The sequence below is a fragment of the Paenibacillus lemnae genome, assembly GCF_012933385.1.
In the GTDB taxonomy this organism is placed as follows: Bacteria; Bacillota; Bacilli; order Paenibacillales; family Paenibacillaceae; genus Paenibacillus_AQ; species Paenibacillus_AQ lemnae.
This window is the reverse complement of record NZ_JABBPN010000014.1, coordinates 1-25218: the sequence shown is the minus strand read 5'-3', so window position 1 is coordinate 25218 and position 25218 is coordinate 1. Positions and strand designations below refer to the sequence as shown.

Genomic DNA, 25218 nt, shown 5'->3' with positions numbered 1-25218 from the left:
TTAAAAATTGTCTATCATAAACATCAAGACCGGACCTGTTTGGAGAATTACAGACTCCGGTCTTGTTCTCGTTCTTACAGACATTAATCTATATCGTATATTTTCCAGCCCACTCCGTCTTTTTTGGCCTGAAACACATTGTTCTGCTCCTGAATCGAAATTTCACTGAGTAAGCTGATTTTCATGATCTTATATGATGGAAAGCTATTCAGCGGGCTCCCCTCTTGAATCAGCTTTAAATAATCGGTTTCGTTGTTTCCCCAAAGATATTGGATTCGTTGATTCAAGAGCTGTACAATTTCAAGCTGGTCACCCTCATAATCTCCCAATTCTATATATACAGGCGCTTCAGGTTCGGCCAAAGATGGTTCTTCCACAGATTGTTCTAACTCAGCTGGTGGATGTTCAGGACTTGTCCCCACTGGCTGACTGTCATTCGAAGGCTTGTTGTTACATGCTGTCATCAAACATATTATCATGACTGACAATATAATTCTGTTCATGACAATCTTCCCCCTTCTATAAGAATATACTTACCTTTCTGTTTTTGTCGTTCGATAAAATCTTGAGGCTGCATGCTCAGTCACCTCCCGCTCCCACTTCCGCGTAAGAGTCCATCATCTCCCATACTTTATTATTCTTAAAGTCTTCCAGAATGGCTTTCGGCAAATAGTGGTAGGTTTCTGCCTTGCTTGCCCAGTGGTAGTTGCTGTGTTCTTCTGAGATGGAAACTAGATTAGAAGGAGCTTTACACCAATAGCATAAAAGAACAATTTGTCTATGGGGATCCGTGAAAAAAGTTGTGGCGTACAGCAGCTTCTCCACCTTCACTTGAAGCCCTGTCTCTTCTTCAGCTTCACGGATCAGAGCTTCCTCCAGTTCTTCCCCGAATTCTACACCACCACCTACCGTCTCCCACTCACCCGCACCGACCTCATCATGAACAGAACGCTGAAGCAGCAATATCTTCCCTTGATGCTCTATAACACCCTTGACGATGACGATCATCTGATTAGTCATTTTCATCCCCCACAATATATAGTTATTATTTCTTCTTTAACTGTTCCAGAGCACATGACTATTACGGCTTCTTGCCGCAAGCGGTAATAAAGTTCATCATGGCATAGGCATCAGGTGAATGTTCAAGAGATGCAAAAGCCATCTCCATTTGTTCAAATTCTTCATCTGTAATCACGTTGTGCTTATGTAGTTGAATGTACAAATTGGATACGGTCCGCTGAAATATCCTGAAGCTGTTCTTGGGAAAAATCATGCAGTGTACGATCATCAATCTCCAGAGCCGTAATCCGGACATCAGGCAAGCTGCAGAGCAGCTGCCGTGTCACAAATCCCGGACCGCTCCCTACCTCCAGGACATTCTGTTTATTCTGCAAGCCATACCATTTCAGATTCCGAAGTTCCTTTTGCCAGCCCATAGATGCCTGAAGCTTTAATCGTTCCATTTCCTCGCTGAAATTCAATGTTGTGTTTCTGACACTATAAGTGGAACGCTCGACTCCCATAATCTCCTCCAACCCCTAGCGATAATAATGTTATCAGTATAATTTTCGACTCTACTGCTTGATCCATCATAACTTCCCATAACTCCAAAGAAAGTCATTACAATTATTTTATTACATTTTACAGTTTTATGTTATATGGCTTCTAAAGTATCCAGTGTGATGAATTTACGAAATCTCTCATGCTGTTGCAGCAGTTCCTCGAAACTGCCCATTCCAGCAATGCGTCCTTCCTCCATGTAAATGATCTGATCGTATAAACCTAATACGTCTGGATTCATATTGTGGGTGATCGTGATCAAGGTCAGGTCCGGAACTGCCAGCAGCCTGGTTTCGATCTCATAAGCAGTCTGCATATCCACAGCCGAGGTACCTTCGTCCAAAATAAGTATGGGCAGATTTCGAATCAGCGCTCGCGCGACAGCCATTCTTTGCCGCTGTCCTCCCGAAAAGTTGGAGCCGTTTTCTCCTACAGCGGAAGACAATCCGTTTGGCAGCTGAGAGATCACTTGTTCAATTCCGCTCTTTTGAACGGCAGATATGATCTTTTCCTCCGAATAAGATTCATATAAACAAATGTTATCCCGAATATCTGTATCAAACATATACACCTGCTGATGAATGGTCGATGACAATTGCTGCACACCGGCTCTGTCCAACTGCTTCAGCTCCACACCATCATATGTAATCGTTCCATCATAGCCTGCATAGCAGCCCGTCAGCAGCTTAACGAGCGTTGACTTTCCACAGCCGCTTGGTCCAACAAGGGCATACTTTTTACCTTTGAGCAGCGTCAGGTCTATATTCGAAAGAACATTTCTCCCCTCTGTATAGGCAAAACTTAGTTGGGAAGCCTCCAGCTTGTGGTGAAATGCGGGTTGGATCTTTCCTTCGAAAACGTCATTCTCATAATCGGCCAGGGCGTTGAATCGCTCCACTACCGGCTTGACACCCTGAATTCTTGGCACATTTTGCATGATCATCATAACTGGTCCCACAAAACCGTTACTCAATTGGACAAGAGCAACAAGACTTCCTGCCGACAACTTTCCTGTGAGGATCAAGTAGGCGGCAATAAAAACGACAGCAAACTGGGTTAATGCTCCGAGTATTTCGGATATGCCTTCATTAAGGGCAAGTGTACGATCGGCCGTAAATTTTGTGTTGGCGGCGGTTTCGTTCTCTTGTGCAAATATCTTTTCTACATGATGGCTCATCGAGTAAGATCTAATGACCTCATAGCCCGACAGCATATCCTTAAGCTTTGACGTGAATAGAGACATTTGTATGGAAACGGCTTTCTGTCTCTTTTGCAGAGCCTTACCGAAAAGGGTGGGAACTGTAAACAACAAGACCACACAGCCGATCAAAATTCCAGTAACCAGTGGGCTGATAAACAGCATGAGTAGAAGCGAAGCAACAAAAATAATCATGTTCTGTAGTGTGAGCAGGAGAGGCTGCACATAATTTTCTTCGATAAGCTTGATATCGTTGGACAAGGCGGACAGATAGTCAGCCGTATTGGTCTTCGAAAATTCTTCGAAATCTCTTCTCAGAATTCCGCGAAATACATTTTCTCGCAGAGTTACCGTCCATCCCCTGATTAAGGCCTTACTGCTGATAGAATACAGATAACCAAAAAGGCCCAGCAGTGGTACATAAAATACGGAGATGAAAAGAGTTTGTTGGAACAGCTCCATATTACCTTTTACAGCGGCATCGATGATTCTTTGCAGTAAAACAGCGACCAACACACTTCCTAAAGAGACAATGAGGCTGAAGAAGATGGTAAGCGCGATAAACCCCTTGTTTTTAAGTAATGCAGTTTTCATAATGATCCCCCTTGAATTAGATTAACATCTAATATTCAACAAGATCATATGATAATAATAAGTTATTTGTCAATATTATTAGATATATGTCTAATACATATAAAGAAATACACCCTCAGTAATGAGGATGTATGGTAATCACTTATTGGTCAGAGCAGGAATTGTTCTAGATCATCTAATAGATCTCTAATGTTGGCTTGATCAAGGTGATAATACACTTTTCCATTCTTCTTCTCGATTTCGACCAAGCCGCAGGCGAGCAGTACATTCATGTGGTGAGACATCGTTGCTGCCGTCAGCCCTAGATGCTCGGCAATTTCGAGATTGTACTTCGGACTTATTTTGAGGGAAGCCAAAATTTGCAGTTTACTCTTATCTCCCATCGCCTTCAGTCTAAGAGATAGCAAGTCTTGAGATTTCCCGTTTGAATGGTTCTGAATTGGCAGAGCATCAACCATAAGCCCATAATAACACCGCTCCTTGTACATGATCTGCATCATAGGCATGATCAAGGTCGGGTATATGTCGGCTTGTTGGTATTGAAATACCTCAATAAATTTAAAAAAATGTTTTCCTTCTTTATTCTCCACAGATTGACCCAGCTTTTGAATCAGCTTGTCTACTACTTTATGAGTCTCCATCCGTGCATGTTCGAATGCCGGTAGATGACGATTCACTATATCTGTCAGCTTCTTGATCTGCCCCAGGGGATCGTTCAAGAGGATCATGAGCTTCCATTTCATTTTTTCATCAAATGGTGTTTTGGCCAAAAAGGCAATGATCTCTTCTGTTGTCTGGATATCTTCAATCTGAAGATTTTCAGACTGCCCATCATGTACCTCCTCATCACTGGCAATTAGCTTCAGGATCTCTAATCGGCCTTCCTCTTGCCGGATGATTTCGGGTTCAGTCATCCAATATGGATTCTCGCATACGACGCGCAATAATAAATGGAAGAACTGGTCATTATCATCTCCAAAGAAAAATTCAGCTTGCTCATCCCATTCCCTATGTTTGGAGAAAGCTCGAATATATCGATCGAAAGGCTTCAAATGTTTGTTGTAAAATGTTTCTCCATCTACTCCGAATTTATTGAGTTCAGCAACACTGATTTCTTTGACTTTATCAACATTGCTACTGTAAAACAGAAGTCCCAGCGTTTCAAAAACCGGATCGAGTTCAAATTGAAAATTAAGGTTCATGATACCTCCATACAAAATTAGAGTTCGGTCAATGTCTAATATATCATATAATTGTTTAATTCTTCATTCAAGCCTGCGACGATCATCTTGATAAATCACAAAAAAACAGCTCAACATGGAGCTGCTAAATGTTCAGTCCTATTCTTATCCGTAATCTGCCACCCGCCATTATTTCTGGTCATTGAAAGAATTTTTTGACTTCCCTATCTTTGTTTAATCATCAGATCCAGCCTGTTCGTGATTCGTTCCTGATTCTCGTACCGCCAAAAATCTTTCGAGCTCTGCTCTGGTTTCCGGATGCAAAATTACGCCTTCGGAATTCATCATCCGATCGACCAGTTGAGGTTCCTTCACTTTTCGGCCCCATTTTCTGGAGAAAGCTCTCCAATCACAAACCATTTCAACCCAGTACTTTCTCGGCATAGGCAGTGCTTCTTGAGTATGTTTATTTACGATCCAGTATTCCCAGTGATGTTTATTGTGGTTTTGGTGGTGAAGCCACGCCTTCTTCCAACGGCTATCTGTTAGCTCGTCTTTTCGTTTAGAGTAAAATTTATGGGCGTAAGGAAAGAATTCCACAGGCTTAAACTTCGACATATCGTGTATGATTCCTTGAAAGTACAACCCTTCCTTCCAGCACTCCACCAAGACATTTGTTTTATGGTCTAGAACATATAAGAAGTAGCGCCAATACTCACCGATGATTACACACCCCCTCCGAATAGCAGAATCATTCTTAAATAAAACAGTATGAGACTTTCCATCATTATACATTTCATATTGAAGAATGTAACTATTAAGGGCGCTACTGTATACAAAAAAACAAACCCGTACCAACAGTACAGGTTTGTTATTAACTGAAAGCTACTATAACAACAACGTGAGTGTTAACAGGTCAAACAAGGCCAGCGGAAGAATCACATTGGATGGGTAAAATGGCGGTCTTGGCGGATAATAGCCGGGATAAGGAAAAAAAGCACGCGGTGAGGTTTGTTCCATGCTTAAGTATATAAAATTCTTATCATAACCGAGAATTACCCCTTCTAGAACCTCATCATCCATCGTGTGAACACGCACCTTGCGATTGATGGCAGGCTGCAGTGCCTGTTGCATTTTAGCCTTCTGCTCTTTCATGGTATGTGCCATATGTTGATCGCACTGATAGACTACCTGATGACTGGGATAGGCTGACATTGATATCACTCCTTGTAATTTCCTATATCCGCATTGTATGCAGGTTATCGGAACAGGGTGAATGCCTATTCGAAAACATTGTTTAAACGGTCATCTGAACGGGTAATATTACTTTTACTTCATATAAACTAGAGAAAAATCATCCACAGTGGAGGAGAACCCATGAACGAAATTCAATCAAGCAGCGGTCGTTATTATGTGGAAGAGCAAGGAAATGTACAGGCGGAGGTCAACTTCTCGTCTCAAGGTGACGGTGTGATCAGCATTGATCATACGTTTGTATCCCCAGAATTACGCGGACAGGGAGTAGCTGAGCAGCTGATTCGCAAAGTGATCGAGTATGCCCGCCAAGAACAGTTAAAGATTATCCCAGCTTGTGCATATGCAAGTCATCATTTTGAAAAGTTTCCTGATGACCGGGATCTGCTGCAGCAGTAATATGCACTCCTTAAATCAAACAAAGATCCGTACAGCATGCTGTACGGATCTACAAACTTCATTTCATAGTACGCGTTTATAGTACGCGGTTTGCACCGTTATATTTCGGACCCCAATAAGAACTGTTCAAACTGTCAACCTTAATACCGCTGCTAGTTGCCGAGATAAATTTGTTGTTACCTAAATAAATACCGACATGAGATGTAGAGACTTTATTTGTGATGAAGAATACCAGGTCACCTTCTTGAAGATTGCTCTTCGCAACCGGTGTTCCGTGGTTATTATGCATAGAAATCGAGCTGTGCGGTAAGCTAACGCCTACTTTTGCGTATACGTACTTAATATAACCGGAGCAATCAAATCCGGATGGAGTTGATCCTCCCCATACATATCGGGTACCTAAGTAATTTTGAGCGATCGAAGTCACTTCAGAATGATTTGTTAACTTTAACTTTTGTACTGGTGCTGTCCAGGCTGCTTTATGACTTTGACCGTCTGTACTGATCATTGCAAGCCGATTCTTGGCGTCCCATTTCAGACTATATCCAAATGTTTCTGATATAAAACGGACGGGAACGTACGCTTGTCCGTCAACAACTCGTGCAACAGTATCCATCTTCACTCTTTCAGACCCCACCTCGGCATAACTCGATCCTGCATGCAGGACTGCTTTGGTTGCCCCCTTGCTGATGGTAACCTTTACGACAGACCCCGATTTTTCGAAATGAACCGATGCGCCCAGTTTTTCTGTGATCGCACGGACTGGGACCTGAGTAAATCCTTTGCTGTCAATAAAAGCACCTTTGCCTGTTAATGAAAGCAATGAATCATTAATTTGGACCTTTACAACGGGTGTGGCGGCACTTGCCGCATATGGGTGCAATGACAGGCTGGTAACAGCAATTGTTCCTGCGATAATAACTTTCTTAAATAGCGATTTCAATGATGTAATCCTCCCCCTAAGCTTCCAGGCATCAGATATAAGTGTTTATCAATGCCCGTACCGGACGTGTTGTATGTCCGATTACAGCTTCGTTCAACCAAGTCTACCCATCTAAAGTAACATACCCCTTTTAAAAAGTTTGGCGCGAAATGTGTCGAAATTATGAAATTGTGAATGTTTTGTAACTATTAACGTACACTTTGATACTCTTTTGAAACTATTGGAAATTGAATGAGAGATTTTGATGTCGGTGAACGTTTTTAACTAACCCAATTTCTTATGCTTATGAAGAGCTGTGTAATTAGTTAAGAACAACGGATATCCATTGAAGCCAAGAGAAGGTTTCCATCATGGCGACTGTCCATCCGTGCTGCTTAGCAGTGCGGATTTTTTAGTATCCACTCTATACGGGTGGTTTGCTAATGACAGCTGCGATCCCTGGACACGAACCGATTCGGGCAGAAAATGAACCTATTGTTCATTTACTGCCTTTTTTTGTTTTATGGTTAAAATCCTGGAAAATACCACCGAATATGGATGGAGGTGAAATGAACATAATCCGAACAAAAAACCAAACAGGCTTACTTGCAAGTGCAACATGTAATGACGTCATGAATGTCGAATATCGCTTCTCTCAGGTTTTCATAAAATAACGTCAGCACTATTGGCATCCTTTCCGTAAAATGTTGTACAATATAGTCTAAATGACGATTTGAAGGATGGTATTCACACTATGTATGTAGCAGATGATTGGAAAGATTACGAAGTTATTGATACCGGTGGCGGAGAAAAGCTCGAACGCTGGGGGGATGTCATTCTTCGGAGACCGGACCCTCAGATTATATGGCCCCTTGCGAACGATTCCGGGGCATGGAAAGATGTACACGGACACTATCACCGCAGTTCATCCGGCGGCGGCAGCTGGGACATGAAAAAAACGCTGCCTGAACGCTGGAGTATTGGCTATGATAAACTGAAATTTCATATCAAGCCGACCAGTTTTAAACATACCGGCCTGTTTCCGGAACAAGCAGCTAACTGGCGCTGGATGATGAATAAAATTGCAGATGCGGGACGTCCGATCCGTGTGTTGAACTTGTTCGCTTATACCGGGGGAGCCACGGTTGCTGCAGCTTATGCAGGTGCTGAGGTGGTTCATGTCGATGCTGCCAAAGGCATGGTCCAGTGGGCAAAAGAAAATGCCGCACTTTCCGGCCTGGCTGACCGTCCTGTCCGTTATATTACAGACGATGTCTTTAAGTTTGTGCAGAGAGAAAAGCGCAGAGGCAATCAATATGACGGAATCATTATGGATCCACCGTCTTATGGTCGTGGACCAAGCGGTGAAACCTGGAAGCTGGAAGAGAGCCTGTACCCTTTCCTGTCGGAATGTATGGACATCTTGTCAGACCGGCCGCTGTTCATGCTCATTAATTCCTACACGACAGGCATCTCTCCTACCGTGCTGCGTAATATGCTGACCATGACCATGCAGCCGAAGTTCGGTGGTAATATCAGTGCTGGAGAGATTGGCCTTCCAATCACCACATCCGGTATGAACCTGCCTTGCGGCATTCTGGGCCGCTGGGAGTCCTGACAGTGAATAAGACAGGCAATGCGTCACCTGAAATTCACATTCTGTTTGAGGATAACCATATACTCGGTGTCAGCAAGCCCGTTAACATTCCTTCCCAAGAAGATGCCACCGGCGATCCGGATATGCTCAGCTTGTTGAAAGAAGATATTAAGCAGCGTTATAACAAGCCGGGCAATGTATACCTTGGTCTAGTCCATCGTCTTGACCGGCCTGTCGGCGGTGCTATGGTATTCGCCAAAACATCCAAAGCGGCTTCCCGTCTGTCCGAGGCCGTCCGCAGCCGGAATATCAAGAAGCAGTATGCTGCTGTAATTCATGGATCACCCGTTAAATCATCCGGCCAGCTTCGGGATTATCTAATGAAAGACAGCCGCACAAACACCGTGACCGTCGTTCCCAAAGGCACAGATGAAAGCAAGGAAGCTATTCTGGATTACAAGGTACTGGAAGAGAAAGACGGGTACTCCCTTCTGTTGATCGAGCTTCATACCGGTCGCTCACATCAGATTCGAGTGCAGCTGAGCCATGCTGGACATCCGCTCTATGGGGATCAGAAGTATGGCAGCCATCATAGCAAGCCGGGGCAGCAAATCGCCTTATGGTCGGTGCTCGTAGGCTTTCCGCATCCGGTCACCAAGGAAGAGGTTTATCTGCGTTCTGCTCCGCCGCTGTCGTTCCCTTGGGACCTGTTCTCAGACACCCACTTGTCACATACGGACTAGCTCCGGGGCATGACGTGTTATCCACTATAAGCCGAGGTTCAGCTGGACTTCGGCTTTTTTGTCATGCGGTATGATACGAAGCGTCGCCTATCCCACTTCCTGTGGTACGGTGCCCACTTTGCCTAACAAGTAAACGAGCAGCTGCTGGTTATGTGAAGAAATCCGGCTTAGTACATGTGATAAATATTCATTTCTTACCTGGATTCCACGATCCACTTCCTGACGTCCCTTACCCGATATGGTGACCCATACCAGTCTCCGGTCCCGTTCATCACGGTCACGGAGTATAAGACCGTTCTTTTCCATTCGATCCAGCAGCATCGTCACAGCAGCCGGGCTGGTGGCCAAATAGGGAATAAAATCAGACGGCTTCATTCGGCGGCGCTCCTCCAGCACTTCCAGCACCGTCAACTGCGCCTCTGTTAAAGAAGGCCCCAAGCCATTCTCCATATGCATTTTATAATCCTTCGCTAGTCTGGACCATACCTTTGCAAATTCATGTGTGTGCATCATTATTGTCTCCTTCCAAAACCATATTTGAAAGTCCCAGATAACGCAGACCAGAGTGACGATTCCATTCTTGTGTCATTCATAGCGTTAAGTTTCGTTCCGAAATGCCAATATTCCTGCTGAAATTTATAAAAAATAAAACTTCCAACAAAGCGACAAATGACGCTATCCCTTTAGTGACAAGGTATTTCAGACGTGCCCTGAATTCGACAGCAGCGTTCACTTTCTGCATTTTTACATATAGAACGATAAAGAAGACATTCGTTTCCGCTTCAAACGGATCACGAATGTCTTCTTCGCTGTAACAAAAATCACTTCATATTTACTTACGAGGTACCAGCACCTGGATTAGGTTTCAATTCAGGCAAAATCAACACTTCACGAAGCTCGCCTTTCTTACCGACATCCGCCAGCTGCCTGCCTGTGGACTTGCGATCTGTGATCGGAGCCTGTTCCGAGCTAAAGTTATATACACTTCCATCCTGCGCATAAGCAGCCACCGCAAGCGGTTCCCTGCAGTAGAAGGCATCCAGGATCTTGTTTCCATTCGGTTTAATCCGCTTGCCTTCTTTAAACTCAAAGGTTACGATTCCTTTGCCGCCTCGGCTTTGTGCCGGATAATCCAGCAGCAGGGTACGCTTGGCATATCCCAGATCACTGATGACCAGAACCTCCCCTTCATCCTCGCCAACCCAAAGCGCTGCTGCCAGTTTGTCATCGTCACGGAGCTGCATTCCTTTTACACCACCGGATACACGGCCCATGGTATTCACTTCCGACTCATTGAAGCGAATGCTCATACCGCCTTCAGAGATCAGCATCAGATCCTTACTTCCGTCACTTAAAGCTACCTTGATAACATGATCCTCAGCCCCCACCTTTATGGCTGCTACGGCACCAGATCTCTTGGTCGCGTAATCCTTCAGTGCCGAGCGTTTCACCTGGCCTCCTGATGTTACGAACACAAGTGTGGAATCATTCTCATCAAAACTGGATACCGGAATAACGCCTGCAATCTGATCTTCCTTCGCTAACTGAATCACGTTCACGATGGCCGTGCCGGCATCCTTCCATTTATATTCAGGAATCTGATGAACCGGCAGGACAAAATACTGTCCCCGCTGTGTAAAGATCAGCAAATTCTCCAACGTACTTACCTCCAGAACGCGGGTAACATAATCGCCCTCTTTCACCCCTGCGCTGTCCAGCTCTCCGCCCGAACGGTTAAACGACAGCCTGCTGGTTCGTTTAATATATCCATCCCTGGACAACGTGACCAATACATCCTCAGCAGCAACCATCACTTCCAGATTAACCTTGAGTTCTTCTACTTCTTCCTGGATTTTAGCCCGGCGCTCTATGCCGTATTTGTCACGAATCTCCATCAGTTCCTTACGGATAACGGAGATCAGTTTCTTGTCACTATTCAGGATACCTCTCAGGGTATCAATCTTTTTCGTGAGTTCATCCAGTTCTTTTTGAAGGGAGTGAATTTCAAGGTTCGTCAAACGATACAGCTGCAGGGTCAGAATAGAGTCCGCCTGTCGTTCTGTAAACCCAAACATCCACTGTAGGTTGTTTTGGGCATCTTGTCTGTTCTTCGAGGCCTTGATGGCCGCAATAACCTCATCGAGAATATTCAGAGCTTTGACGAGACCTTCCAGCACATGTGAGCGGTCTTCGGCTTTTTCAAGCTCGAACTGTGTCCGGAAAGTTACAACCTCACGCTGATGATCGATATAGGCCTGCAGCATTTGCTTGAGTCCAAGCTGCTGCGGCGCTTTGTTTACGATCGCAACCATGTTGAAATTATAGTTGATCTGAAGATCGGTTTTCTTAAGCAGATAGGCGAGGATGCCGCTCGCATCCGCCTCCTTCTTCAGCTCAACGACGATCCGTAGACCTTCACGCCCGCTCTCATCCCGCACTTCGGCAATGCCGTCGACCTTTTTCTCCAGACGGATATTTTCCATTGCTGTAACCAGGCGGGCTTTAACAACCTGAAAAGGAATTTCGGTAATTACAATTTGCTGCTTGCCGCCGCGAAGAGATTGTATCTCTGTCACTGAACGCAGATATACACGGCCTTTGCCGGTGCGATAGGCATCTTCAATGCCTGTTCCGCCCATGATAATACCGCCTGTCGGAAAATCCGGACCTTTAATAAAGGTCATAATTTCGTTCAGCTCAATCTCGGGTTTCTGCATCACTGCGATACATGCATCAATCACTTCCCGTAAATTATGCGGCGGAATTTCTGTAGCAAAACCTGCCGAGATCCCGCTTGTACCATTCACAAGGAGATTCGGATAACGGGATGGCAGGACAACCGGCTCTTTTGCTGTATTATCAAAGTTGTCCTTAAACAATACCGTCCGTTTCTCAATATCTCGAAGCATCTCCATTGCAATAGGGGACAACCGTGCCTCGGTATATCGCATCGCGGCTGCCGGATCATCATCCTGTGATCCCCAGTTCCCGTGACCGTCTACAAGTACATGACCCATCTTCCAGGGCTGAGCCATTCTCACCATACCTTCGTAGATGGACGAGTCACCATGCGGATGATAGTTACCCATTACATCCCCTACCGTTTTGGCAGACTTACGGTATGGCTTGTCCGGTGTATTGCCGGAGTCATACATTGCATACAGAATTCGGCGCTGTACCGGCTTCAAACCATCCCGCACATCGGGAATGGCACGGTCCTGAATAATATATTTGGAATACCGGCCGAAACGGTCTCCGACGACCTCTTCCAGAAATGCCGGAAGAAACTGCTCTGATAAACTCATACCTTCACCTTCTATTCCTCAAACTCTGCGAAGTTTACATTTTCCACAATCCAACGTTTTCGAGGGTCAACCTTATCCCCCATCAAGGTGGAAACACGCCGTTCCGCCTTCGCCGCATCATCAATCTGGACCTGCAGCAGCGTTCTGGATTCAGGGTTCATCGTCGTCTCCCACAGCTGGTCCGGATTCATCTCGCCCAGACCTTTGTACCGCTGAAGCTCATAGCTTTTGAATTCCTTCAGGTAGTTCGTCAGCTGTCCTTCCGTCCAGGCATACCGCACGGTTTCCAGCTTGCCGGATTTGCTTGCGATCTTGTACAGCGGCGGCTGAGCGAGATAGACCCTGCCTTCATCAATCAGCGGCTTCATGTACCGATAGAAAAATGTTAACAGCAGCACCTGAATATGTGCGCCGTCGGTATCCGCATCAGTCATAATGATAATTTTAGAATAATTGCTGTCACTCGCTGTAAATTCAGTGCCGATTCCTGCACCAATCGCCGCAACAATAGCACGGTATTCTTCATTTTTCAGAATATCAGCAAGCTTGGATTTCTCCGGATTCATCGGTTTTCCTTTAAGCGGCAATATAGCCTGAATTTTGGAATCCCGTCCCTGCTTGGCAGATCCGCCAGCGGAATCTCCCTCCACAATGAACAGCTCTGTTCTGGTGACATCTTTGGATTGTGCAGATGACAGCTTGCCGCCCAGATTGGAGCTTTCGCTCCGTTTCTTGCCCGAACGCATCTCGTCTCTCGCCTTACGGGCTGCTTCACGGGCTCTGGAAGCCTGAATGGCCTTCTTCAGCAGGGTTTGGGCTACCTGCGGATTCTCCTCCAGGAAGATCTGCATCTTGTCCGTCACAATGGCTTCCACCACACTTCTTGCGGATGCACTGCCGAGCTGATCCTTGGTTTGACCCACGAACTCCACTTCCGACATCTTCACACTGATGACAGCCATCATGCCTTCCCTCAGGTCGCCGCCTTCCAGGTTCTTGTCCTTTTCCTTGATCATGGCATTCTTGCGTGCATATTCATTCATCGCCCGGGTATATGCGGTTTTAAAACCGGTCTCATGTGTACCACCGCCCCGTGTAGGAATAGAGTTTACAAAAGAAGCCAGGGTTTCCGTGTAGCCGGCATTATACTGCATCGCAATTTCCACTTCGATATCTTCTTTTTCGGCATTGAAATGAATAACATCATGAAGAACATCCTTGCCCTCGTTCAGAAATGCAACGAACTGACTGGCTCCGCCCTCATAAAAATATTCATCCGCATTCCCGCTTCGTTCGTCCTTGAGCACGATGCGCAGCCCCGAGTTCAGAAATGCGATTTCCTGCAGCCGCTCAGACAGTGTCTCATAATTCAAATGGATGCCTGCCGAAAACACACGGGTGTCCGGCTTGAAAGTGACCTTGGTGCCGGTTTTGTTCGTATTGCCTATAACTTCAAGCCCTGTGACGGGCTCTCCTACATGCTCTTTATCTTTCTTGTCCATCCAGTATTCGAAACGCTGGCGGTGGATCTTTCCGTCCCTGTAGATCTCAACAACCAGCCATTCTGACAGTGCGTTCGTAACCGATGCGCCCACACCATGCAGTCCGCCGGATTTCTTGTACCCGGAACCTCCGAACTTGCCCCCGGCATGCAGGATCGTGAATACGACCTGAGGTGTTGGAATCCCGGTCTTGTGCATGCCGGTAGGAATCCCCCGGCCGTTGTCATATACCGTTATGGAGTTGTCTTTGTGTAATGTGATTTCGATTCTCGAGCAGTACTTTGCCAGATGTTCATCCACCGCATTATCTACGATTTCCCACACCAGATGATGCAGGCCGGATGAACTGGTGCTGCCTATGTACATGCCTGGCCGTTTGCGTACTGCAACTAGGCCTTCGAGCACTTGAATGTCGTCAGCATCGTATCCCGGGCGGCCTCCGCCGCGCTGTGATGACTCTGCAAACCCATCGATCTGTTCGACCATTCATGCTCCTCCTTCTTTATTTCGCTTGAACACTGCAAATGATTGTAAAGGTATTTACACCCAAAATGCAAACAAATGTTTTTATACTTCGTACATTTTAATTCAAAATATCCCTTCTCGTAAAGACAGTGAATGAAATGATTACAGCAGCCAGTGCCCAAATGCCTAAAACGGCCAGTGAAAAATTGAGTGTCATCCCTTCAATCGGAGGCAATGACCCTTCCAAATAGCTTGTCAGATTCAAATTGACCATAAACAAATATTTGGCACTTGTCCAGGCTGATGCCATATTGGTCAGAATGGTTCCTGAGATGAGTGCAGCCATCATGACCACGATGCTGGCTGCTGTGCTTCTTACGAGCACTGACACCATGAACGCCAGCATTGCGACAGACAGACTGACAAACCAGACCAGTCCGGCCTGCATCATCAGATACTGCCACTGGGGAACGGCATGTACGGACGACACGTCTACATCTGAGCCATTAATTCGGAATCCCGTAAACACCGGAAGCTGAAAACCTTTATAACCGAACGCGAGGCCTGATATTCCGTAAGCAATTGCATAGGTGGCAAGTATTATCAGGGAGACAAACATCACCAGCGTGACCAGCTTGCTGAACAGAACCTTCCACCGTTTCACCGGGCGGGTTAACAGCATTTTAATCGTACCGTTCGTCCGCTCTCCTGATACAAGATCTGAGGCGATGGCCATAATGAGCAGCGGTATAAATAGAGATACTGCATTGTTCATAAATTCTCGGGTGAAATTCACACCTGTTGGCTGATTAGGATTGACATCCTGATCTAAATAATACTGCATTTGCTGAATAAAAATTAGCCGGTATTGCTTCCATTCTTCCGGAATCCGGTCACTGCCCAGTGAATTTTGGTTATCCGTAATGCGCTGCTGAAGCTCCAGACGCCAGTCGTCATTAAATTTCCCCTGGTTTCTTTCAGCAGATTTGACCTGTGCGTATGTAAACATGGGGACCAAAAGGAGAATGACGAGTAAAATCACGTAAAAACGTTTCTTCTTGATGACCTTAATACATTCATTCTGTATGAGCGGCAGTATATTATTCAATGCTCTCCCCCTCTGTCATTTGCAGGAACAGCTGCTCCAGCGTAGGATTGATTCGATTGACTCCAAGCACCTGCACATTGGAAGATACCAGATGATGAACCGCGCGGGAGATGTCTTCTTCCTGAATCCGTGTGACAACAGCTCTTTCTGACATTCCGGCCAGCACAGAATCATCCAGCACCTCTGACGGTGTTTCAATAACTTCACACTCTGGCATCTTATCCAGCAGCTGAAGTCCTAGGTCAGGAGGAGATACATGCCACACAACATAGCCGGAGCTGTCTTGAATCAGCTCTTGTACACCGCCGACAGCCAGTACATTCCCGCGGCTGATGATTGCCACCCGATCACAGAGGAGCTGAATTTCACTCAGCAGATGACTTGATACGAATACAGCCATTCCTTCTGCCGCCAAACGATGGATAAACTGCCTCATTTCTTTAATTCCTTTTGGATCCAGTCCGTTCGTAGGTTCATCCAGAATCAGCAGCTTAGGCCTGCCGAGCAGGGCCTGCGCAATGCCGAGCCGCTGCCTCATTCCCAGTGAGTAGGTGCTTACCTTGTCATGAATCCGCTTGTCCATCCGGACAATTTCCACGACTTCACGAATACGATCCTGATCAATGCCGGGCTGCATTCTGGCAAAATGCTCGAGATTCTCCCATCCGGTCAGGAAGCTGTACATCTCGGGATTTTCAACAATGGAGCCGACGTACTGCAAAGCCTGCTCCTGCTGCCGGTTCACATCATAGCCGCACACCTTGATCATACCCTCGGTCGGTTTGATCAAATCCACCAGCATGCGAATCGTAGTCGTTTTACCGGCTCCGTTCGGACCGAGAAAACCAAATACCTCGCCTTCCCGAATTTCAAAACTTACATCTTTAATGATCCATTTTCGTCCGATCTTTTTCTTCACATGATCCACAGACAGGACGACATCTGATTCTGTTCTGCTCATTGCTCAAGCCTCCTTTATGTCAGAAAGATGTTAAAGTATGCCCTTCGCAATCCGCTCGGCGATTAACTGATAGCCATCTCCGTTCGGATGAAAATGATCGGAAGATAAATACTGTCCCAGCTTGCCCTGGAACAAGTCAAAGGTAGGCACGAGCACCATATTAGGATCCTCATTAATAATCTGCTGAGCAGCATGATTCCACGTAGAAACAGCAATATTACCGGGAATCAACAGTTCCTGAAAGTCTGCGAATGGATGATATAGTCCAATATAAATGACCCTTGCGGTTGGATTAAGCTGCCGGATGTTTTGAAGAATTTCCTTCAGCCTTTCAGAAGCTCGAGGAATTTCCTGGACCAGCTGTTCTGGCGAGAATTCACCTGCACCTGCTTGTCCGTTTTCCACCAGACCGCTTCCTTGAAACAGATCATTGCCGCCAATGGACAGCAGTATCAAGTCCGCCTTTTCCAGCGCATATCGGATACCCTGATCTTCCAGTCTGGTCAAAAGTCCCTCTGTCGTCAGTCCGTTGATCGCCAGGTTGTTCAAAAGCTCACTCTTGCGCCCGTTCTCATTCAATTGCTGGATGCTGCGCCGAACATAACCTTCACCTGTATTATCTCCGGTTCCTTTTGCCAGCGAATCACCAATGGCTGTGATTTTAATATCATCAGGCAGAGGGGGCAGAACCGTAGAAGGCTCTTTACTGATATCGTTATTGTCTTCAGACTCATTGGCTTCATCGGGGTTATTCATGTCAGGGTTCTCCTCTTCCGTGCTTCCTGTAATCTGATCTTCTGCAGCACTTGGTTCGGTATATGAACCATTCACATCCTGGAAAGCATTAATAAATCCTACAACGAGTACGACCGTTGCTATTGCTGAAATCCATGCGGTCACTCGCCAAATCCATTTTGATGAGTTCAAGGTCATCCCTCCGGCTAAGATAGGTTAAAAGTACCAGTGTGTACAACGTTTGTTGTACGGTTGTATGTACTTAAACATAAAACTTCCGGGAACAATTTGCAAATAGAGCTTGAAGTGCATGAAAAAAAGCAGGAGGCCTTGGCCTCCTGCTCCTTCGGCTTTGAGGGGAAAAGCCGAATCATAATTCTACTGACTGATAAACTCTTGTACCCAATGTCCGTTATAATATCCTACGCCAATCATTGTGAAGTTCGGAGACATAATATTTTTGCGGTGTCCCTCACTGTTCATCCATGCTTTCATGACTTCTTCCGGTGTACGCTGCCCTTTAGCTATATTCTCTCCTGCATAGCTGTAAGAAATGCCGTAAGCTTTCATCATATCAAATGGTGATCCGTACGTTGGAGATTGATGATCAAAGTAGTTATTATTGCTCATATCCTTCGCCTTATCGAGCGCCATAGCGGCCAGTTCATCATTTACGCTTAATGCAGCAAGTCCGCTTTTCGCACGTTCCTGGTTAACCAGATCTACGACCTGTTGGGTATAAGCCGATTGTTCTTTTGAAGCAGGCGCAGCTGGTGCTTCAGGTTTAGGCTGCTGGGCAGATGGGGTTGGTGCTGACGGTGCATCAGAGCTGCCTGGATTTGCTGCAGGCACATTCGGCTGCTCCGGTTGCGGCTGATACTGCTGCGGTTGCTTCGCAGGCTGTTGTATTACCCACTCAAATTTGCTCCAGCCCTGGCTTTCCAAATATTTTTGAATTTGCTGCTGCAGACTTTGCAGCTGATCTTGGGATGGGGCTGCTGATGCTTGTGAAGGCAGCATAATGCCCACAGACAGGATGGCTGCCAAACTTCCTGCTGCCACTTTTTTAATAATATGTTTGTTCATGAATCATCATCTCCTTAGGTAACGAATTAGTTACAACTTTGTCATCAACACGTAGACAGTGTAACATGGCCAATCAAATTCGCCATCCTTCAAATGTTGGAAATGATACTTCAGTTCAGATGTCATAAAAAAAAGAAAAACCCGGTCCTCTAGGAGACCGGGCGAAGAAAAGGGTGGGTTTACAGTTGTTTCGTAAACTGATAACCAGCTTTCTCAAATCCAATATGTTCGAAAAATGCATGTGCCGGGGCCAGACCTTCCCGGTTGCCGCTTGTGAGAAACAAGAGGTTGCTTCCCTGCTGTTTTCCCCAGTTCTCTCCCCCGCGAACCAATCGTTTGCCGATTCCTTGGCTGCGGCAGGTTGAGGTAACAATCAACGAAGTAATTTGAGTGATACTGTCGATCTTTGTGTAGGACTTGACTTGACGAAGCATAATCATGCCAACTACTTTGCCATCCAATTCCGCGATCATGTTGCAGCAGCCCGGATTACAGGCCATGCTTTCCATTTGTTCCCGCAGCACATTCAGCGTTGTCGGATAGTTCAACTCACGCATTAGGGACGTGACCGACTCCAGATCTTTGTTCTCAAACGTTCGAATCAGCAGTGCAGGCGCAGACATAACGCTTTCCATGCTCATTTACCCTCATGCTTCCCTTCTACTATGATATGGTTTCCACTCTCCACACTCTTATTTTCTTCGTTTCCGAGGCAGATTGCAAGTCCATATCGACAAATTTCTCGGCGTTTCTCCAGGTTTCTTATCCCGAATCTTACAGAAATTTGTATTGTGCTTCAATGAGACCGTAATATGTTCCCTGCTGTTTCATCAGCGCGGCGTGATTTCCTTCCTCAATAATTCGTCCATGATCCAGCACAACGATATGATCTGCGTGACGAATGGTGGAAAGACGGTGAGCAACAATGAACGAAGTCCGTCCCTGGAGAAGCACCTTTAACGCTTCCTGAATTTTAAGCTCTGTCTCCGTATCAATCGATGCTGTTGCTTCATCCAGGATAAGAATTCTTGGGTCTGCCAACAGAGCTCTGGCAAAGGATAGCAGCTGTCTTTGACCCATGGAGAGCATGTTGCCGCGTTCTTCAACTTCTGTATCATAACCACCCGGCATTGCAACGATAAAATCATGAGCGCCAACGGCCTTGGCCACAGACTCGATATCTTCATCTGTTGCATCCAGCCGCCCGAAGCGGATATTATCCCGGATAGTACCGGAGAAAATAAAGGTGTCCTGCAGAACGATACCAATCTGGCTTCTCAAGCTTTCGACTGTTACTTTGCGAACATCGTAACCGTCAATCGTAATCGATCCGCTGGAAATATCATAAAACCGGCTGAGCAGGTTAATGATCGTGCTTTTACCAGAGCCGGTGTGGCCCACAAGCGCGATCGACTGACCTGCCGTGACGTCCAGGTTGATTCCTTTGAGAGCCTGGCGCCCTTTTTCATATTCGAACACGACATCACGCAGCTGGATATCCCCTTTGATCTTCGGAATTTTCCGCGCATCTTCACTGTCTGCAATGTTCGGCTTCTCATCAATAAATTCGAATATACGTTCAGAGGAGGCCATAGCGACCAGAAGCTGATTGTACATCAGACCCAGACGGTTGATCGGCTCCCAGAAGTTACCCACATAGTTCGAGAATGCGATCAATAAACCGATTGTTAGCTCATTGCTCTCGATCAATGAGGAACCCAGCCAGAACAGGATTAATGTACCGAATCCGCCTGTGATTTCGATCAGCGGTCCGAATCCCTGGTTCATCGCTGAAGCTTTGTCCCATGATTTTTTGCTTTCCATGTTCATTTGGTCGAAGAATTTCATGTTTTCTTCTTCCTGTGTATAGGCCTGGGTCACGCGAATCCCTTGAATAGACTCATTCAAATGGGAATTAATCCGCGAGTTTTTAGCACGCACATCCTGCCAGGCACGACGGATTCGAACACGCAGCGTGGTAGAAATAAAGAACATGATCGGCACGGTCACGATAACAGCCAAACCGAGCTTCCAGTTAATCGCTAACAAAATAATGACAATACCAAGCAGCTGCACACAATCAATCAGCAGGTTGACAACCCCGTTGGTAAAGAGATCCTGAAGGGAGTTAACATCATTTGTAACCCGCACCAGCACAGAACCTGCCGGTCTTTTGTCATAGAAATTAAAGGACAGTTTCTGGATGTGTCGGAACAAATCCGTTCTTAAATCATAGATTACGCGCTGGCCAATGATATTCGTGTACTTGATTCGGAAAATCCCCGTGATGTATTGAACAACATATAACAGCAGCACGGCAATCGCGATCTGGTACAGCAGGGTCAAGCTTGTTGAGCTTCCTGCTTCTGCACCCAGCGCTTTATCGATCGCATAACCGGTCAAATATGGAACCGTCAGCTTCGTGACCGTTCCAATGATCATCAAAATGACGATGAGCGGAATCATCTGCTTGGCATAAGGCTTCATATAAGAGATCAAACGTGTCAGCTGTTTCCAGTTAAACGGTTTTTCGATTGCATCATCATCTTGGTAAACAAAACGTTCACCCGTTGTACCGAAGTTTTTCGGGTCCCGGTTTGTTTTCTTTTTCGGACTTCGTCCGAGATTCACTTCCGCACTCATGCCTGCACCTGCCCTTCATTCGTGTTCAAGGTTGCACGTCTGGCAATCAGGTCGGCATACTGAATGTTATATACATCCTGGTACGGCCCTTCCATTTCAATCAGCTCATCATGCTTGCCGCGCTGGACAATACGTCCTTCATCCAGAACCAAAATTTCGTCGGCATGACGCAGTGAAGAAATCCGGTGAGCAATAATAAATGTGGTCCTTCCGTTCATGACTTCCTGGAAACCGGATTGAATTTCATGCTCGGTTTCCATATCGACCGCACTTGTAGCGTCATCCAGTATCAAAATTTTCGGATCTTTAAGCAGTGCACGGGCAATCGCAATACGCTGTTTCTGACCGCCGGAAAGGCCCATACCCCGCTCCCCGACTACCGTATCATATCCATGCTCCATCTCCATGATGAAATCATGGGCTTTGGCGAGCTTGGCTGCACGGATCACATCATCCATATCGACATCTTTCATACCATATGAGATATTGTTGCGAATGCTGGAGGAGAACAGGAAGGTTTCCTGGAATACGGTAGATATCTGGCTGCGTAAGCTCCTCACTTTAATATCTTTAATGTTCACACCATCCAGTGTAATGCTCCCGGAATTGACATTATAAGCATGCATAAGCAGCTGAATGATCGTCGATTTCCCGGATCCTGTACCTCCCAAAAATCCGATAACCGTGCCAGGAGGAGCATTCAAATTAATATCCTTGACGGCGGCCATTTTATTTCCGTATGCAAATGTAACCTCATCAAATACGATATGTCCTTTCACTTTGGCCGGATCCAGAACGACCGCATTCTCGCGGTCTTCCACATCCACAGGCTGATGCAGCAGCTCCAGCACCCGTTCCCCGGAGGCTTTAGATTGCGTGTAGTTGTTGATGTGAAAACCAATTCCCCACATCGGGCCGATGATGTACCAGATCAAGCTGAAGAACGCAACCAGCTCACCTAATGTTATTTCCTGATTTATGACCATTGTTCCACCGACCAGCAGCAAAATCACAACACTTACGTTGGCGAAAAGCTCCATCAAAGGGAAGAAACGCGCCCACAAAGAGGACGCAAAAATTTGATTGCTCTTGTAGCGCTCGTTACGTCCAGAGAACTTCACCACTTCATGAGGCTCCCGGGCAAATGACTTAACCGTCCGAACGCCCGTAATATTCTCTTGAACAGCAGTCGTCAGTGAGCTAAGAGCAAGCCGCATTTCCTGAAATGCGGGATGAATCTTCGATTCGAACCGCAGAGCTGTAATGACCAGAAACGGAATACTGATCAGAGTAAACAGGGTCAGCTTCCAGCTGATTGAGAACATCATAATCGAGCCGAAGGTGACCATCAGCACCAGATTGAGAAGCTGTGCGAAGCCAAATCCGATAAACTGGCGGATGGCCTCTAGATCCCCTGTGAGCCGGGACATGAGATCTCCGGTACGTGCCGTGTCATAATAGCGGAAAGACAAGAATTGCAGCTTCTTGTAACAGGCGTTACGCAATTCATAAGCCAGGAAATTGCCGAGCCTTCCTCCGAAAAAACCGTGTAAAAATTGAAGAAATGCTTTGACGGCAACGACGCCCACCACGGTAAGGGCAAGCTGTGGTACTAAACTAAAATTTTCCGGTCTGATCGCATCATCGATCAGCCGCTGCAGCAGGTACGGGTATACCAGTCCAAGCGCGGTTGCCATCGCCAGACACAGTATGGAAAGAAAGAGATAGACTCGTTTCTCCCAGAAGAAGCCCTGCAGTTGCCTGAGAACATTCATGTTTTTCCTCCTTGGATATGTACGTTCAGTTATGTAGCATTTATGAAGTTTATCACCGACCTGTTAAACCAGCAAAGACAGAAAAAGGGCTAAAAGGACCCGTTCTGACCTTTTGAAAGCGTTTAGTGCAAGTTATCCTTTCTTCATAATCAAATAATCGAAATTTCTCCTTAATCCTGACAATATGGTGACAATTTCCTGAGGGCATATCAGGCACGCTCCAATCGCTGAACATTTGCAAAAAAAGAGAACCCGAACTGCCGCTTCCGGCCGGGTTCTCAGTCCTTCTATTTATTTTCCTGCCACCTGTTACGATCCTGCCATACTCTCAAGATCACGGGCCAGCTTCCGCCATGCATCCGCAGATTGCCCTCCTTGAAGAGATGACTTCATGGTGTCCACAGACTGCTCCAGCTGTTCCTGAAGCTTGGCTGTATATTCTGCAAGTGCTGCATGTGCCTCGGCTGTATAGTGATCTGTCAGCTCGCTGGCACGCTGCTCTAAGACAGCAGCAATCTCATCTTTCAAGACAGGTTCTGTGCTTTCTCTCAGCTTCGCGCTGCCTTTTCCTTCGAAGTAATGCTTCGGGTTCTTAAAGGCATTCCAATAGTGGTGCCAGTCTTCCGGGCGACTCAGCTCGGTCTCCGGCAGAGCCGGTGCAGGCCAATCCCGTTCCAGCTGTGCAGACAGTCCCAGTCCCTCTTCCAGCGAAGCGATACTGTCCAGTACTCTCTGTACGGTATCGGCAGCCAGACGCCGCCCTGCTGCTTCCAGTCTCAGGGTGGTAGCCCACAGCTCCTGGTCCAGCTCCAAGGCGAGTGTTCGCTGCAGATCTCTGCCGCACGCTGTAAACGCCGTTTTCAAACTGCCTGCATCTTCTCTTAGAATAGATGGGTGGAAGGCTTCCTGATAAAACCGGCCCATCGCATAATCCAGCCGCTGGCGGACATGAAACAGAAGCTCTGTGCTTTCGTCCGAAAGATCCCGCCGGAGATTGGCAGCCGATAAGTTTTTCAGCAAACTGGCGGCTTGAGTTCTAATCTGCTCCAGGCTCTGCAGACGGTTTTGCCGGGTATCCTCATCCTGTTCGGCCATTTCTGCCCAGCGCTCTGCTTTTTGGCGTGCTGACTTCACTTCATCCAGACCGGCCCGCAGTGATAAGCCCGGCAGTTCCTCGGCAGCAAACTGGTTTAAGGACGTCTCAAACGGCAGAAAGCCAGAGGCTTCCAGACGGTCGTCAACATCCAGCTGTTTAGCCTGAAGCGCATCGAGGCTGGATACCGGGAAGATGTTTGGTCTGCCGACCCCATTACGATTCAGGTTATCCCGGACATGCTTCACAACCTGTTCCAGCTCTTCCGGTGATGAAGCAAGATCCGCAGCATTGACAACAAAGAACATTTTATCCAGTGTAAAGCTATCCTTCACCCGCCCTAACTGGGCCAGAAACTGACGGTCTGCCTTGGAGAAGGCATGATTATAATAGGTAACATAAACAATCGCGTCTGCATTCTTAATATAACGGAAGGTCACCCCCGTGTGTCTGGCATGCAGCGAATCTGCCCCTGGTGTATCTACAAGTACGATGCCCTGTTCGGTCAGCGGTGAGCTGTAGTATAGATCGATTCCGTCCACGTAGCAGGATTTACTCTCATCGGCTACAAATCCGCGGTACTCTTCCAGCCCAACGGTTTGGACGCTGCCCAGCTTGTGCTGCATTTCATCCCAGCCAGCGGCTGCTGCTTTCAGGAATCCGTAATGCGGCAATCCTGCCGGATGTACCCCTTCCGGTGTCAGAGCCTCTGCAGATGATCTCCAGTTATCTGACGTTGGCTTATCCAGTCCGAGCACGCTGAATGAATAGGTCAGATCATCCCACCACACGTCAAAGGTTTTCATCGTCACATCGGCGGTGCCGTGTGCATGATCATCCGTAGGTGCCAATATCCGGTTCACCGCGGCCGTTGTCGGATGCGGGGATACCGGCAGCACCCGTTCGCCGAGCAGTGCATTGGCGAACGAGGACTTGCCGGCGCTGAAGGCACCGAACAGCGCCATCGTGAACGAGCCGCCCGCCAGGCTGTCGGCGCGGGCGTGCAGTTCCCGCGCGGACTGCGCCAGCGCGGGATGCGGCGCCAGCAGCTCCGCTGCGCCGCGCAGCTGCGCGGCCGCGGCTTCCAGCCGCTGGCG

Annotated in this window: 23 protein-coding genes; 4 read left to right on the top strand and 19 right to left on the bottom strand. The window is 46.8% G+C overall.

Annotated elements, in window-relative coordinates; genetic code table 11:
• Positions 1-83 precede the first annotated feature (83 nt).
• The 7 genes from HII30_RS14740 to HII30_RS14710 form a co-directional block, all read right to left on the bottom strand.
• The gene (locus tag HII30_RS14740; protein WP_169505809.1) at positions 84-503 is read right to left on the bottom strand and encodes a hypothetical protein; all 420 of its coding nucleotides are present in this window, start codon (positions 501-503) and stop codon (positions 84-86) included.
• Between the two features lie 76 nt (positions 504-579).
• Positions 580-1020 (bottom strand): NUDIX hydrolase, encoded by a 441-nt coding sequence (locus tag HII30_RS14735; RefSeq protein WP_343045112.1) that lies wholly within the window; start codon positions 1018-1020, stop codon positions 580-582.
• A gap of 182 nt (positions 1021-1202) precedes the next feature.
• Entirely contained in the window at positions 1203-1523 is a 321-nt protein-coding gene (locus HII30_RS14730) for an rRNA adenine N-6-methyltransferase family protein (RefSeq protein WP_169505807.1), read from the bottom strand.
• A gap of 131 nt (positions 1524-1654) precedes the next feature.
• On the bottom strand, positions 1655-3352 hold the full coding sequence (locus tag HII30_RS14725; protein ID WP_169505806.1) for an ABC transporter ATP-binding protein: 1698 nt from the start codon (positions 3350-3352) through the stop codon (positions 1655-1657).
• A 149-nt stretch (positions 3353-3501) separates the two neighbouring features.
• Entirely contained in the window at positions 3502-4554 is a 1053-nt protein-coding gene (locus HII30_RS14720) for an ArsR/SmtB family transcription factor (protein ID WP_169505805.1), read from the bottom strand.
• A gap of 213 nt (positions 4555-4767) precedes the next feature.
• Positions 4768-5328 carry a DUF5662 family protein gene (locus HII30_RS14715; protein WP_281363491.1) on the bottom strand — a complete coding sequence of 187 codons (561 nt, stop codon included), beginning with the start codon at positions 5326-5328 and terminating at the stop codon, positions 4768-4770.
• Between the two features lie 93 nt (positions 5329-5421).
• Positions 5422-5748, bottom strand: coding sequence for a hypothetical protein (locus tag HII30_RS14710; protein ID WP_169505804.1), 327 nt, complete (start codon positions 5746-5748; stop codon positions 5422-5424).
• Positions 5749-5910: 162 nt separating this feature from the next.
• Here HII30_RS14710 and HII30_RS14705 point away from each other — a divergent pair, with 162 nt between their 5' ends.
• On the top strand, positions 5911-6186 hold the full coding sequence (locus tag HII30_RS14705; protein ID WP_169505803.1) for a GNAT family N-acetyltransferase: 276 nt from the start codon (positions 5911-5913) through the stop codon (positions 6184-6186).
• Positions 6187-6262: 76 nt separating this feature from the next.
• Here the strand turns inward: HII30_RS14705 and HII30_RS14700 are convergent, their stop codons facing one another.
• Positions 6263-7129, bottom strand: coding sequence for a C40 family peptidase (locus HII30_RS14700; protein ID WP_246246488.1), 867 nt, complete (start codon positions 7127-7129; stop codon positions 6263-6265).
• 422 nt (positions 7130-7551) lie between these two features.
• On the opposite strand from HII30_RS14700, the gene HII30_RS14695 reads away from it, so the two are divergent.
• From HII30_RS14695 to HII30_RS14685, 3 genes are all read left to right on the top strand, one after another.
• A complete protein-coding gene (locus HII30_RS14695; protein ID WP_169505802.1) occupies positions 7552-7782 on the top strand; it encodes a hypothetical protein in 231 nt (76 codons plus the stop codon).
• 80 nt (positions 7783-7862) lie between these two features.
• Positions 7863-8726 carry a class I SAM-dependent methyltransferase gene (locus HII30_RS14690; RefSeq protein WP_169505801.1) on the top strand — a complete coding sequence of 288 codons (864 nt, stop codon included), beginning with the start codon at positions 7863-7865 and terminating at the stop codon, positions 8724-8726.
• A 2-nt stretch (positions 8727-8728) separates the two neighbouring features.
• The gene (locus HII30_RS14685) at positions 8729-9448 is read left to right on the top strand and encodes a pseudouridine synthase (RefSeq protein ID WP_169505800.1); all 720 of its coding nucleotides are present in this window, start codon (positions 8729-8731) and stop codon (positions 9446-9448) included.
• 87 nt (positions 9449-9535) lie between these two features.
• Here the strand turns inward: HII30_RS14685 and HII30_RS14680 are convergent, their stop codons facing one another.
• From HII30_RS14680 to HII30_RS14630, 11 genes are all read right to left on the bottom strand, one after another.
• Positions 9536-9958: a MarR family transcriptional regulator gene (locus HII30_RS14680; RefSeq protein ID WP_169505799.1), complete on the bottom strand. Its 423-nt coding sequence runs from the start codon at positions 9956-9958 to the stop codon at positions 9536-9538.
• Between the two features lie 326 nt (positions 9959-10284).
• Positions 10285-12753, bottom strand: coding sequence for a DNA topoisomerase IV subunit A (gene parC / locus HII30_RS14675; protein WP_169505798.1), 2469 nt, complete (start codon positions 12751-12753; stop codon positions 10285-10287).
• Positions 12754-12764: 11 nt separating this feature from the next.
• On the bottom strand, positions 12765-14741 hold the full coding sequence (gene parE / locus HII30_RS14670; protein ID WP_169505797.1) for a DNA topoisomerase IV subunit B: 1977 nt from the start codon (positions 14739-14741) through the stop codon (positions 12765-12767).
• 97 nt (positions 14742-14838) lie between these two features.
• Positions 14839-15828 (bottom strand): ABC transporter permease, encoded by a 990-nt coding sequence (locus tag HII30_RS14665; protein ID WP_169505796.1) that lies wholly within the window; start codon positions 15826-15828, stop codon positions 14839-14841.
• Positions 15821-16789, bottom strand: coding sequence for an ABC transporter ATP-binding protein (locus tag HII30_RS14660; RefSeq protein WP_169505795.1), 969 nt, complete (start codon positions 16787-16789; stop codon positions 15821-15823). The genes HII30_RS14665 and HII30_RS14660 overlap by 8 nt, the downstream gene beginning before the upstream one ends.
• Positions 16790-16819: 30 nt before the next feature.
• Positions 16820-17722 (bottom strand): GDSL-type esterase/lipase family protein, encoded by a 903-nt coding sequence (locus HII30_RS14655; RefSeq protein WP_246246486.1) that lies wholly within the window; start codon positions 17720-17722, stop codon positions 16820-16822.
• 180 nt (positions 17723-17902) lie between these two features.
• Positions 17903-18610: a CAP domain-containing protein gene (locus tag HII30_RS14650; protein ID WP_169505793.1), complete on the bottom strand. Its 708-nt coding sequence runs from the start codon at positions 18608-18610 to the stop codon at positions 17903-17905.
• 179 nt (positions 18611-18789) lie between these two features.
• Positions 18790-19245: a GNAT family N-acetyltransferase gene (locus HII30_RS14645; RefSeq protein ID WP_246246463.1), complete on the bottom strand. Its 456-nt coding sequence runs from the start codon at positions 19243-19245 to the stop codon at positions 18790-18792.
• 139 nt (positions 19246-19384) lie between these two features.
• Positions 19385-21253, bottom strand: coding sequence for an ABC transporter ATP-binding protein (locus HII30_RS14640; RefSeq protein WP_169505791.1), 1869 nt, complete (start codon positions 21251-21253; stop codon positions 19385-19387).
• Complete coding sequence (locus HII30_RS14635; RefSeq protein WP_169505790.1) at positions 21250-23028, bottom strand: ABC transporter ATP-binding protein; 1779 nt, start codon at positions 23026-23028, stop codon at positions 21250-21252. The genes HII30_RS14640 and HII30_RS14635 overlap by 4 nt, the downstream gene beginning before the upstream one ends.
• Positions 23029-23337: 309 nt before the next feature.
• Positions 23338-25218, bottom strand: a 1881-nt coding sequence (locus tag HII30_RS14630) for a dynamin family protein (protein ID WP_211184611.1), incomplete at its 5' end; no start/stop codon positions are given.